The 13117-nt window shown below is 66.7% G+C and carries 9 protein-coding genes; 1 reads left to right on the top strand and 8 read right to left on the bottom strand.

Going from position 1 to position 13117, the window contains the following annotated elements:
• Positions 1 to 38: 38 nt before the first annotated feature.
• The 4 genes from LL06_RS02960 to LL06_RS02945 form a co-directional block, all read right to left on the bottom strand.
• Entirely contained in the window at positions 39 to 2222 is a 2184-nt protein-coding gene (locus LL06_RS02960) for an esterase-like activity of phytase family protein (RefSeq protein WP_035521916.1), read from the bottom strand.
• A 141-nt stretch (positions 2223 to 2363) separates the two neighbouring features.
• A complete protein-coding gene (locus LL06_RS02955) occupies positions 2364 to 3938 on the bottom strand; it encodes an EAL domain-containing protein (protein ID WP_081963611.1) in 1575 nt (524 codons plus the stop codon).
• Positions 3939 to 4244: 306 nt separating this feature from the next.
• A complete protein-coding gene (locus LL06_RS02950; protein WP_035521914.1) occupies positions 4245 to 5270 on the bottom strand; it encodes a glycosyltransferase family 1 protein in 1026 nt (341 codons plus the stop codon).
• Between the two features lie 141 nt (positions 5271 to 5411).
• The gene (locus LL06_RS02945) at positions 5412 to 7721 is read right to left on the bottom strand and encodes a cytochrome P450/oxidoreductase (RefSeq protein WP_201772301.1); all 2310 of its coding nucleotides are present in this window, start codon (positions 7719 to 7721) and stop codon (positions 5412 to 5414) included.
• A gap of 105 nt (positions 7722 to 7826) precedes the next feature.
• Here LL06_RS02945 and LL06_RS02940 point away from each other — a divergent pair, with 105 nt between their 5' ends.
• Positions 7827 to 8501, top strand: a complete 675-nt coding sequence (locus LL06_RS02940) for a helix-turn-helix domain-containing protein (RefSeq protein WP_035521913.1) — start codon at positions 7827 to 7829, stop codon at positions 8499 to 8501.
• 45 nt (positions 8502 to 8546) lie between these two features.
• On the opposite strand, the gene LL06_RS02935 is transcribed toward LL06_RS02940, so the two are convergent.
• The 4 genes from LL06_RS02935 to LL06_RS02920 all read right to left on the bottom strand — a co-directional run bounded on the left by LL06_RS02935 (position 8547) and on the right by LL06_RS02920 (position 13113).
• Positions 8547 to 9227, bottom strand: coding sequence for a hypothetical protein (locus tag LL06_RS02935; protein ID WP_035521911.1), 681 nt, complete (start codon positions 9225 to 9227; stop codon positions 8547 to 8549).
• A 246-nt stretch (positions 9228 to 9473) separates the two neighbouring features.
• Positions 9474 to 10619, bottom strand: a complete 1146-nt coding sequence (locus LL06_RS02930; protein ID WP_035521909.1) for a site-2 protease family protein — start codon at positions 10617 to 10619, stop codon at positions 9474 to 9476.
• Between the two features lie 112 nt (positions 10620 to 10731).
• Positions 10732 to 11637, bottom strand: coding sequence for an NAD(P)-dependent oxidoreductase (locus LL06_RS02925; RefSeq protein ID WP_201772304.1), 906 nt, complete (start codon positions 11635 to 11637; stop codon positions 10732 to 10734).
• 39 nt (positions 11638 to 11676) lie between these two features.
• Positions 11677 to 13113 carry an aldehyde dehydrogenase family protein gene (locus LL06_RS02920; RefSeq protein WP_035521905.1) on the bottom strand — a complete coding sequence of 479 codons (1437 nt, stop codon included), beginning with the start codon at positions 13111 to 13113 and terminating at the stop codon, positions 11677 to 11679.
• Positions 13114 to 13117 lie beyond the last annotated feature (4 nt).

Raw genomic sequence — 13117 nt, 5'->3', positions numbered from 1 at the left:
CCGGCCGTTCTGTTTCGGATCCGTGAGGATCGGCGCCGTCAGTTCGACGCCGAAGCCATGCCCTCGACGGTGAAGAACAGCGTCTCGCCGGAGCTGTCGTCCACGCCGTCATTGTCGGTGGCGACATAGGCGGTGCCGTCGGCGTCGATGGCGAGGCCCTCGACCTTGTCGACGACATAGCCGTTGAGCGCCTTGAGATCAGGCAGCAGGTCGCGAACTTCTTCCTTGGCGACCAGCGGCAGTTCGCCGCCGAGCGGCGCCGGAACCAACTCGCTCAGCGCCACGCGGTAGATCTTCTTGACCGCGGCCTTGTCGCCGATCTGGTTGTCGCGCTCGACGATGTAGGCGTAGTCGCCATGGATGGCGATGTCGGACAGGCCGACCCAGGCCCCCTCGGCGGCCGCATCCAGCGGATAGCGCACCGCGCCCCATTCCTCGCTCTCGAGATTGTAGGCGACGAGCTTGACCTCGGTCTTGGCGTCGTCCTTCCACGGGCGCTGCACCGGCATCCACAAGACGTCGCCTGCGCGGGCGATGCCCTCGAAGCCGAAGCGGATCTCCTGGGAGAGCAGTTCGGCCGGAAGGGCGATTTCCTTCTTGATCACGCCCTTGGCGTTGACGTTGTAGAGGGCGTGCGGAACGAGCTTGTCGGTATTGCCTTCCGAGGCGAGCCAGAAGCCGCCCTTGCCGTCGAGCGTCACGCCTTCGATGTCGAGCTTCTGGGCGGGCGCGCCGGCGCGGGTGATGTCCAGCGCCTTGGTGATGCGCGCCGGGGTCTGGGTGGCGTCGATGGTGAAGATCCGCGGTTGGAAGCCGTAGAAGCTGTCATTGATGGCGTAGAGCGTGCCCTTGGCCTCCGGATCAGCCGCCAGTCCCGAAAGCGCGCCCCAGCCGATCAGGCTGTCGGCGCCTGCGGAGGTGATCTGCGGATAGGCGGCGGGAGCTTCCGACTGCTCATAGACCATCACGTGGCTGCGCACGCCGCCATCCTCGATCAGGTCGGCTTCATTGGCCGAGACCATGAGGTTGCGCGAGGGGATCGCCACGATGCCTTCCGGCGCGATGCCCGAGGGCAGGATCTGCTTGAGCACCGGTTCCGCCGGGTTGCTCACGTCATAGACGCCGATGACCGAGGCGCGTTCGGCGCCTACGAAGACGTAAGGCACGCCGTTGAAGGTGCCGGTCTCGATCGATTCCGGCTCGACGCCCTTGGCGTCCGAGCGCTTGTCGGGATAGTGGCCGATTTCGATGACGGCCTGTTCGAACGAAGTGCCCGAATCATAGACCACGGTTCCGTCCTTGTTGAAGATGGTCCAGCCGCGCGAGCCGCCTTCATAATCGCCCTCGTTGGCGATGGCGAAATGATCGTCGTCGATCCACTTCACCGCATCGGGCTCGCGCTTGCGGTCGGCCTGGGTCTCGGTGAAGTTGAGCGCGCCGCGCTCGTCGGTCAGGTCGACATTCTCGAGCGTGACCATGCCGGCGGAGAAATGCGAGAGGACCTTGCCGTCGCGATCGAGCACCACGATGTGGTTGTTCTCCTGGAGCGTGACCACGGTCTCGCCAAGTCCGTTGACGTCGACGAATTCCGGCTCCGGATCTTCCGGCGCGATCTCGGCAAGACCCGTGACATCGGCGAAGCGCAGGCTGGCGCAATCGGCCGTGCCGTCCTTGACGTCGATCAGGGCGACCTGGCCTGCCGGCATCTGCGGCAACTGGCCGTCATTGAGTTCCTCGTCGCGCTCGTTCTCGATGGCGATCACCAGGAACGACCCGTCCTTGGCCTTGGCGATGGAGTCGGGCTGGCCGCCGAGATCGCATTCGGAGGCGATCGACTTGGCGTCGAGGTCGACCGTCACCAGCTTGCCGCCGACGGCGACATAGTTCTCGGAGGTGTTGACGGCGACGAAGGCGGTTTTGCCGATGATCGTTGCCGAGGTCGGCTCGCCGCCCATCTCGATATTGCCCAGCGGCTTGGGCGCCTTGGCGTCAGTGATGTCGATCATGCCGACCACGCCCAGCGGGCTGTCGGTGTAGAGAAGGCGCATGCCGTCTTCCGTGGCGGTGATGATCTCGGCGGAGGTGGTGCGGGCCTGGTCCTCGCCGGCCGCCATGTTGAGCGGCGTGGCGAAGGAGGCGACACGGTTGAAATTCATGTCCGCGGCGTGCGCGGAGCCGGCAATCAATGCAAGAACTGAAGTGAAGCAAAGCAGACGTGACATAGGGCAATCTCCCGGGTTTGATCCCGGGTGATGTGCCACGGCCATGATTGCAGCTTCATGACATTGACATGACGGATTTGTGAAAGCCGCCCGCCATCGGCGCCGAGGGCGGCGCCGATCCTCCGCACCGGGTCGGGACCGCTATGCCGCGGTCTGGCCGGAGAGAGGCTCCGTCGTCGCGAACCCGTGCTGCAGGGCCTGGCGGGACGCCGCGTTCTCCAGGAATTCGGGCTTGCCGAAGAGATAGCCCTGGAAGCCATGGCAGCCGGCGGCGATGGCGCGCAGCCTGTCATCCTCGGTTTCGATGCCTTCCGCGACCACCACCTTGCCGGACCTGCGCGCGATCTCGACCACGGCGTTGACGAACACGTCGGTCACCACATCGGTGCCGAGCGCGCGGATATAGCTCTTGTCGATCTTGATGACGTCGAAGGGCAGCGCCCGCAACTGGTTGAACTCGGAATAGCCCATGCCGAAATCGTCCAGCGCGATGCGGAAGCCGCGGTTCTGCAGCGCCTTGAGATGCGCGGCATTGGTCGCATTGGCGGCGAGCGAGGCGCTTTCGGTGATTTCGATGACGATGCGCTGCGGATCGGTGCCGGTTTCCTCGAGAATCTCGAGCATCCGGTCAAGCAGGTCGGGCGAAGCGATCTGGTTCGCCGACAGATTGACGTTGATGTGCACCGAGGGCAGCTTCGGCATGTCGCGGCAGACCTGGCGCAGCACGTAATAGCCGATCTCGGCGATCATGGAGGAGCGTTCGGCCACCGGAATGAACACGTCCGGCGGAATGACACCCCTGAGCGCATGATGCCAGCGAAGCAGCGCCTCGTAGGCGACCAGTTCGCCCTTGCCGTTGACGATCGGCTGGTAGGCGACATTGAGATGCTTGAGCAGGATCGCCGCCCGCAGCTCGCGCACCAGCGCCCGTTCATTGCGGACATCGCTCATCATGTCCTCTTCGAAGATGGTCGAGCAGGCGCGGCCGCGCTTCTTCGAGGCGTAGAGCGCCATGTCGGCATTGGCGAACAGCGAGCTCCAGGTCTTGCCGTGGGAGGGCGCCAGGGCGATGCCGATCGAGGCCGAGACCGACAGGCGGCTGGATCCGAAGCCGACGCCCTGCCTGAGCCCTTCGACCACCTGCGCACACAGGCCGTGGGCATAGGCCGTCGTGATCGGATCGCTGTGCTCGATCAGCACGCCGAACTCGTCGCCGCCGAGGCGGCCGACCAGCGCATCGCTGAAATGCAGGCGCAACTGCCTTGCGCAGAACATCAGCACCTCGTCGCCGGCCGGGTGGCCATGGGTGTCGTTGACCTGCTTGAAATGGTCGATGTCGACCAGGAACAGGGCGGCATAGTTGCGCGGCGCGCGCGAGCTCAGGGCCTTCTGGGCGTCGGCCAGGAAGGTTTCCCGGTTCCTCACCCCGGTCAGGGCATCGCGTTCGAACTGCGCCAGCACCAGCCCGTGCTTCTTCTTCAGGGCCAGGATCTGGCTGCGCAGGGCCAGGACCGAGGTCACGAGGATGGCAAGGACAGGAACCGTCAGGGCGACCAGGACCATGCCGGCGAAGGCGGTGCGCGCGTCGCCGTCCGGACTGACCAGGCTGCCAACGTAGTTCAGCAGAACCAGAAGGGTGGCAAGGCCCAGAACGATGGCCGTGAACTTGAGCTCGACGCCGGCGCCAGGCAAAGGTCTTTGGATATCTTTCCGCATCGTCAATTCCGTTGCTTGCTAATCATCAGTCCGACAACAATTTCGTGGGGGCGCGGCTCTGGCCGGCCTAAAGACAGGTTCGAAAAAGTCCGCCCTCGACAGGCGGTTGAAAAAAGTCGCCGGAATGCGGGATCAGGGGTCATTTCCCGCAGGGTTTGATCGCATCATGCTGCGGTGCAGAATGCCCGGATCATGTTAATGTTGAATGAATAAGTCTTTGCAATCGCTCAAGAACTCTTGCGCCGGCGCACTTTTCCGGGCGGCCTGCCCGGCGCCGCGCGGCGCAAGCGCCGGATGGAAAGGCTTTCAGCGCGAGCGCCCTGGGCCGGCCACGCCGTAGCTCGCATGGATCGCCTCCATGAACTGGACCGCGCAGGCCTGCCAGGAGAACTCGAGCGCGCGGGCGCGGGCCCTTTCCCGGGGCACGTCGAGACAGGCGAGCGCCGCCTTGCGCAGATCGGAATCGAGGACGCCCGCGCCGCTGTCCCCGAGGATGTCCCTGGGCCCGGTGACGGGATAGGCGGCGATCGGCACGCCCGAGGCGAGAGCCTCGAGCAGCACCAGCCCGAACGTGTCCGTGAGCGAGGGAAACACGAAGACATCCCCCATGGCGTAGAGGGCTGCCAGCTCCGCCCCGGATTTGGCGCCGGTGAAGGTCACCTCCGGATAGCGCGCCCGGAACTCCTCGAGCTTCGGTCCGCCGCCGACCACCAGCTTGGCTCCGGGCAGGTCCATGGCCAGGAACGTCTCGACGTTCTTCTCCACCGCCATCCGCCCGACATGCAGGAACACCGGCCGGGGAAGATCGAACGGCGCGGGGCGATCAGGACGAAACAGCTCCGTGTCGACGCCGCGCGACCAGATGTGCAGGTTGCGGAAGCCCTTTGAGGCAAGCTCCTCCCGCAGGCTCTGGGTGGCGACCAGGCAGCCAAGTCCGGCGTTGTGAAACCAGCGCATGAAGACATAGAGCCAGCTTTCGGGCACCGGATAGCGGGCCGAGACATATTCGGGAAAGCGGGTGTGGTAGCTCGTGGTGAAGCCGTTGCGCCTGAGCGCGGCGCGGCGCGCCAGCAGCCCCAGCGGGCCTTCGGTGGCGATCTGGATGAAATCCGGATTGGAGCGGGCGATGCGGCGCGCCACGCCCCAGGGCGTGGCCAGCGCCAGCCTTATTTCCGGATAGCCCGGCAAGGGCACGGTGCGGTACTCCGCCGGCGAAAGGATGTCGACCTCGACGCCGAGCGGCCCGAGCTCGCGCACCAGGTTCTCGATCGACCGCACCACGCCGTTGATCTGCGGGTGCCAGGCGTCGGTGACAATGAGCAGTTTGGGCATGCACCGGTCCGCCTTCGGCGATTGGGCCTGGTTCCGTCTCGCCTCACCTGATAGCCGCGCGGCGCGACGGGATCAACTGCGCTGTTCGCCGCCCTGCCGCAAAGGCCCTTGCGCGCACAGGCTGCCGCCGGGACCTGCCGCTCAGAGCGCCAGGAGCAGCCTCGCCCCCGCCGCGCGCGAACAGCAGGCCATCATCCGCTTGCCCTCGGCCCTTTCCGCTGACGAGAGGACCTTGTCGCGATGGTCGATGGCGCCCTCGAGCACGCCCACCTCGCAGGAGCCACACAGCCCCTCCTCGCAGTCGCTCGGCACGTCGATGCCCGCGGCGCGGACCGTCTCCAGCAGCGTTCGCCCGGCGGGAACCGTCAGCGTCAGGTCCGAATCCTCGAGCTCCACCTCGAACTCCGCGTCATCTTCATGGGCGCCGCCCTCCAGCCCGGTGCTGAAGGCCTCGCATTTGAATGTGCCGTCGGGCAGGTGCCGGCACAGGGCTTCGAGTTCCTCGAGCAGGCCCTGCGGCCCGCAGGCATGGATCCGCGTGCCGGCGCTCACCCCCTCAAGGAGGGACGCCAGGCTGGCGCGGCTGCCCTCCGCCGAGACATGCAGCACCGTGTTGGCGCCGTGGTCGGCGATCAGCCGGTCGGCGAAGGCCATCGCCGCGCGCGTCCTTCCGCAATAATGGACCTCATAGTCGCGGCCCAGCGCCTTGAGCCGGTCCGCCATGGCGATGATCGGCGTGATGCCGATCCCGCCGGCGACGAGCAGGTGGCGCTCGGCCTCGTCCTCTAGCCGGAAATAGTTCTTCGGTCCCCGCATGCGCAGCATCATGCCCGGCGCCAGATGCTCGTGGACGAAGCGCGAGCCGCCGCGGCCCTGGTCCTCGCGCAGCACCGCGATGGTGTAGCCGGGATCGGCGGGATCGCCGCACAGCGAATATTTGCGCGAGAACTCGCCGAGGATGAGGTCGATATGGGCGCCGGGCGTCCAGGCAGGAAGCTCCATGCCGTCCGGATCCTCGAGCCGGACGAGCTTGATTCCGGTGGCGGCGTCGCTGATGCCGGCGACCCGGACGCTGCGGGCAATCTCCTTGCTCGACGGCGCCCCGACCGGAAACGAGACCGCGCGCCCGGCGATCGAGGGATCGGAGCGTTCCGGGTTCTGCGCCGGTTCCCATTCGACCAGCAGCCGCTCGGGACCGCGAAACGCCAGGTTCGGCAGATAGGTGAACTCCTGATCGGCGACGAGGCGCATGTGCGGCAGCCGCCGGGTCAGTTCCTCAATGAAGATCCGCATCTCCAGCCGGGCGAAATTCTTTCCCATGCACTGGTGGCTGCCATAACCGAAAGTGAGGTGCTCGACCGCGCTGTCGCGGTAGATGTCGAGAAAATCGCCATTCTCGAAATGGCGCGGATCGTGATTGGCCGAGGCGCTGACGATCAAGAGCTTGGCGTCCTTGGGGATCGCCACACCGGCAATCTCGGTGGCGCGCGTCGCCTGCCGCCGCCAGGCGACGACGGAGCCTTCGAGCCGCAGGCATTCTTCCACCGCATTGGGGATGAGCGCCGGGTCCTTGCAGATCCGCGCCCAGACCAGCGGGTTGGACAGCAGCAGCTTGAGCGCGTTGGTGCTGGCGAGCGCCGTGGTTTCATGTCCGGCGACGATGATCGCCATCATCATCGAATGCAGATAGGAGTCCGTGACGATCTCGGGCACCTCGGCGTTCTTGCGGATGGCATGGTGCATCCAGCCGGCACCGTCGGGCTCGGTTCGCATCTTGTCGAGCACCTTTCCGGCATATTGCCAGAACCGCCCGACCGAATCGGCGACCTTGAGTTGCTGCTCCGGCGTCGGCCTGCCCCAGGTGTTGACCGTGTGCGCGACCGAGAATTCCCTGAGCGCGTCCATGTCCTCCTTCGGCACGCCGAGAAAATGCAGCGCCACGGTGAGCGGGATTTCCCACAGCATCGCCTTGACCAGGTCCACCCGCCCGCGGTCGATGAAGGCATCGACCTTCTCGCGGGTGAGCCTGCGGATCATCTCTTCCTTCTCGATGAGGTTCTCCGGCAGGAAATGATCCATCAGCGCCCGCCGCCGCTCCATGTGGGCCGGCTCGTCCTCGTTCACCAGCGTGCGGTTCATGGCGTAGTTGTAGCGCTTGAGCGTCTCAACCGCTTCGGCGCTTGGTGGCACCACGCGCTCGAGCGCGATCGACGGCGAGAAGGTGACATTGTCGCGGAACACCGCCTTGACGTCGTCATAGCGGGTGACGACCCAGTAGCCGAGTTCGGGGCTGTAGAACACCGGCTCCTGCTCGCGCGACCACCGGAGCGCTTCGGCCGGATTGGCGAGATAGCTCGCGGCGAAGGGATCGAACGCGGCGGCCTGCGGCGAAACCGGACAGCCGCCCGCCCCGGCCTGCGCCGAGCACCCCATGGTCTTTTCCTCCGTCATGGCCGCCTCTCCCGTTTCGATCATTTACTAATAGCGCACAATGTGTTCTATATTTGTAATATCGAAGTAGGAGGCCGTCAATCCACGGCGATCCGGGACCATGTCATGAGCACGTTGCAAACACTCTCGCGCGGCCTTCAGGTGCTGGAGCTCGTCGCCCGGTCCGGCTCGGGCCTCGCCATCGCCGAGATCGCCCAGGCGCTCGGCGTTCACCGGGCGATCGCCTACCGGCTGGTGGCGACGCTCGAGGAGCATCTGCTGGTGGTCCGGGACGGCGACGGCCGCATTCGCCTTGGCGGCGGCATAGTCGCGCTAGGCGAAAAATATCAGCCGCAACTGCGCGCCGCCGCCCTGCCCGTCCTGCGCGCGCTGGCCGAGGACAGCGTCGCGACCGCGTTCCTCTGCGTTGCCCAAGGCGACGAGTGCGTCGCCATCGAGGTCGCCGAGCCGGAACTGCCGATGCTGAAGGTCTCCTACCGGGTGGGCACCCGGCATCCCGTGGCCAGCGGAGCCGCGGGCCTGGCCATCGCCATGCAGAGGCCGCCAATGGGCGGGGAACCCGCCGAGCTCGAGCGCGCCCGGCGCGACGGCTACGCCGTGACCCGCGGCCAGTTGCAGGAAGGGGCGATCGGCGTCGCAGCACCGCTGGCCCGGCCCGGCCGGTCCGGATCCGGTCCCGAAGCCTGCATTGGCGTTGTCGCCATGCATGCGCTAGACACCGAAAAGGCGGCCGCCGCGGTTGTCCGCCACCGCGACCGGCTGCTCGCCGCCATCGGCTGACAGGCGCCCGGGACCCACGCGCCCGGAGCCGGCGATGTCCACCGCCTAGGCCCGATTCCTGCCGCCGAGGATGGCTTCGGCCTCGCGCTCGGCCGCCTCCATTCCGCCGCGGACGATGTCCTCCAAGGGGGCGTCCCCGTCTCCCGCCTGCGACAGATCGATCAGGTCGCCCACGGCGATGGCGACGCGGGAGAACGGCAGCGGCACCACCTGCCTGTCCCAGCGCGATGTCAGCGCCAGCGCGTGCGAACTCGCAACCCCGATGGGCGCGATCCTGACGCCATGCAGGGCGCTCAGCTTGAGCGCGCCCGAGCGGATCCGGTGAAACGGGCCGGCGGGACCGTCAAGCGCCAGCGCGATCAGGCGGGCATTGCTCTCCACCTGCTGCACCAGCGCCGGAAACCCCCGTGTCCTCACCTCCGCCGGCAGCAGCACCGGCCGGTATCCGAACCACCGGCTGATCCTGCCGATCACCTGCCCGCGAAAGGAATCCACCGTGATGACCACCGCCTGCCGCCCGCTGGCGAGCGGAAACAGCGGCGTGTACTTGCCGTGCCAGAACACCGCCAGCACCTGGTGCCCCTCGGCGATGGCGCGGTCGAGCCTTTCGAGCTCATGCGTCTGCTTGCGCAGCGTCGCGCTCCAGCACCACAGGATCGCGATCATGAGGCCCGCCACGAGGCGCACGCCCAGGCGGGCGGCGATGCGTCGCAAGGGCTCAGCCATGCCGGACCGCTTCCCTGGCGCAGCCCGGCCGGAAAGCCGCCGGTGCGACGTGGGCGAGAAATATCGAGATGCTTGTCTCCCTGGTGTTGGAGAGCCGGTGGCGTCCCTGCCGGACCTCCGGTCCCGACGCACCCCGCCCTGCCCGCGGAAGGACTCGCGCGGGCATCAGCCACAATCATAGGCACAAATGCGGCTTGGGTTTGGCGGCGCTCGCGGCCCGGTGCACCGGCGCCGTCGGTACGCCCCTCACCTCTCCGCTTTGGGCTTGACGCCGATCTCCTGCTCGAGCGCCAGATGATGCATCAGGTCCGACAGCGAGATCACGCCCACGAGCCGCTTTCCCTGCGCCACCAGCAGCTTGCGGCGGGGCGTGGCCGTCAGGCATTTGAACACGTCGTCGAGCGGCGTCTGCGGCACGACCGTGTTGCCGGCGTCGCTGCGCACCATGATCTCCGAGACCGGCCGCACCGCCCACTCCTGCCGGTCGAGCGAGCGCACGCCGGCGGTGTCGGCATAGCCGAGCAGCACGTCTCCCGCCACCACCGGCACGAAGCTCACGCCATGGCGCAGCATCACATCGTCAACCAGCTCGGCGATCGAGGCACCGGGACCAATGGTGTGGATGCTCCCGCTCATCAGGCGGTTGGCGGTCTTGCCGCGCAGCGCCGTCTTGACGAGCAGGCTCTGGTAGCTGCCATTGGAGGCGTTGAGGATGAAGAAGCCGATCAGGATCTGCCAGAAGCCGCCCACGCCCTGGCCGCTGAACACTGCCAGCGCGCCCGTGAGCATCAGGAACACGCCGAAGGCGGCGCCGATGCGGCTCGAGATCCGTGTGGATTTCAGCAGATCCCCTGTCCAGCCCCAGATCGCCGCCCGGAGCACCCGCCCGCCATCGAGCGGAAACGCCGGGATGAGGTTGAACACCGCCAGCACCAGGTTGATCAGCGCCAGGTAGCCGAACACCGCGCCGGAGAGGTTCACGCCCTCTGCGCCCGCCGTGAGACTTCCGATAGCATAGAACACGCCCGCCAGCAGGACGCTCATCAGCGGACCGGCGATGGCGATCTGGAATTCGGATTTCGGGTCGTGCGGCTCTTCCTCGAGTTCGGCGACGCCGCCGAAGATGAACAGCGTGATGCCGCCGACCTTGAGCCCGTAGGACCGCGCCACCAGCGAATGCGCGAGCTCGTGCAGGATCAGCGAGGCGAACATGCCGAGCATCGCCACGATCCCGAGCGTCGTGTAGAGCGTGCTGGTCCGCCCGGGCAGCGCCTCGGGAAAATAGGCCGTCGACAGGCTCCAGACGATCAGCGCGGCGATCAGCAGCCAGCTGGGATCGACCTTGAGCTTGAAGCCGAAGATCTCGAAGAGTTGGACCGCATTCTTGAACATGACGCCTCCTGCCGCAGGACCTTGCCGGTCCATCATGCCCCATGCGCATGACAAGGGTATTGATCGATGTCATGTCGCCGCGTGCGCCCCGCCGCAGGCGCCGGCGGGCGCGCTATTCCAGCCGGGCGGGAAAGCCGGGCGCGCGCAGGTCGGTGCCCAGCCGGTCCTCGAGCAGCTTGGCGATCATCGGCGACTGGGCCTGTCCGCCATAGGCGGCCTTGGCCTCGACATAGGTCTGTTCCGTCATCGACGCCAGATCCAGCGGCACGCCGAACTCCCGGCCGAATTCCATGGCGAATCCCAGATCCTTGAGCGCCAGGTCGATGTTGAAGGCAATGTCGTAGGAGCCGTTCAGGATCAGCGCGCCCTCGGTCTCATGCACGAAGGAATTGCCCGACGACGCCTTGATCGCCGCCCAGGCCTGGCCGAGATCGAGCCCGCCGCGCTTGGCGAGCATCAGGGCCTCGCCGCAGGCCTTCAAATGGATGAAGGCCAGCATGTTGGTGATCACCTTGATGATCGAGGAATTGCCAAGCGGCCCCATGTGGAAGATCTGGTTTCCCATGGCCTCAAGCGCCGGCAGGTGCAGGTCGAAAAGGTCCCTGTCGCCACCCGCCAGCATGGTGATCTTTCCTTGCGCCGCCAGATGCACGCCGCCGGTCACCGGCAGCTCCATGGTGCGCACACCCTTTTCCCCGGCGATCGCCCCGAGCCGCAGGATCTCGTCCCGGCCGAGCGTCGACATCTCGATCCAGGTGGCGCCGGATCTGGCCGTCGTCAGCACCTCCCTCAAAACCTTTTCCGACACCGCCGGCGACGGCAGGCAGGTGACGACGGCGTCGCATTCGCGCGCAAGCTCCGCCGGTGTCGCGGCCCACACGCCGCCGATGTCGACATGGCGCTTGCCGAGCGAGGAATCGAGGTCGTTGACGGTGACCTCGAAGCCCGCCTTGAGCAGGCTTGCAGCCAGATGGCCGCCGAGATTGCCGAGACCGATGAAACCGTAGCGCATGATGATCTGTCCGGAAGTGAGCGTTGAACGGGTGGCGCAGACGGATCAGCCGTGGCCGATCAGCGCCTTGGTCTCGAGATAGTCGCGCATGCCCCAGTCGGCATATTCGCGGCCATTGCCCGACTGCTTGTAGCCGCCGAAGGGCGCGAACAGGTCCCAGTCGGGATAGTTGATGTGCACCTGGCCGGCGCGCATCCGCCGGGCAATCGCCCTGGCATGGTCGAGATCGCCCGACTGCACATAGGCCGCGAGCCCGTAGACCGTGTCGTTGCCGATCCGCACCGCGTCCTCTTCCGTGTCGTAGGGCATGATCGACAGCACCGGCCCGAAGATCTCCTCCTGGGCGATGCGCATGTCGGGGGTGACGCCGCCGAACACCGTCGGCCGAACGAAGTAGCCGCGCGTCAGCCCCTCGGGCCGGTCGCGCCCGCCGGTGACCAGGATCGCCCCGTCCTGGATGCCCGACGCGATCAGGCCCTGGATCTTGTCGTACTGCGCCTGGCTGATCACCGGACCCAAATTGGTGGCGGGATCGCGCGGGTCGCCGGTCACCATCGCCTCGGCCGCGCGCCTGGCGATCTCGAGCGCCTCGTCGTGGCGGTCGCGCGGCACCAGCATGCGCGTCGGCGCGTCGCAGGACTGGCCGGAATTGCCGAAGCAGCCCTGGACGCCGCTGGTCACCGCGGCGTCGAGATCGGCGTCGGCGAGGATGATGTTGGGCGATTTGCCGCCCAGTTCCTGGGCGACGCGCTTGACCGTGTCGGCGGCGGACTTGGCGACCAGCACGCCCGCGCGGGTCGAACCGGTGAACGAGACGACGTCGATCTCGGGATGGCTCGACAGCACCTGACCCACGCCCGGCCCGTCGCCATTGACGAGGTTGAACACGCCCTTGGGCACGCCGGCCTCGTGAATGATCTCGGCGAAGACGATGCCGCTCAACGGCGCGATTTCGCTCGGCTTCAGCACCATGGTGCAGCCCGCGGCGATCGCCGGCGCCACCTTCGAGGCGATCTGGTTCAGGGGCCAGTTCCACGGCGTGATCAGGCCCGCCACGCCGATGGCCTCGTGCACGATCAGCGTCGTGCCGCGCTTTTCCTCGAAGACGAAATCCTCGAGCGCCTTCATCGTCGCTTCGATGTGGCCGAGCCCGGAGCCGGCCTGGTCCGACAGCGCGAAGCCGTCGGGCGCGCCCATCTCAGTGGTCACCGCCTCGGCGATGTCTGCCATCCGCGACTTGTAGACATCGCGGATGCGGGTCAGCAGTGCCAGCCTCTCGTCAGCGCTCCAGGCGCTGAAACCGGCAAAGGCCGCGCGTGCGGCGGCGATGGCCTTCTCGGCATCCTCCCGGGTTCCGATCGCCACCTGGGCGACGCTCTCCTCGGTGGCGGGATTGATCACATCGATAAGCGTGGCGCCGCCCGAAGGCGCCACCCATTCGCCGTTGATGTAGAACTTTCCGAGATTGCCGTAATCGGCCATGAAC

Source organism: Hoeflea sp. BAL378 (assembly GCF_000759435.1).
Classification (GTDB): Bacteria; Pseudomonadota; Alphaproteobacteria; order Rhizobiales; family Rhizobiaceae; genus Hoeflea.
The sequence above is the reverse complement of the archived record's forward strand: the minus strand, read 5'-3'. Positions and strand labels throughout refer to the sequence as shown.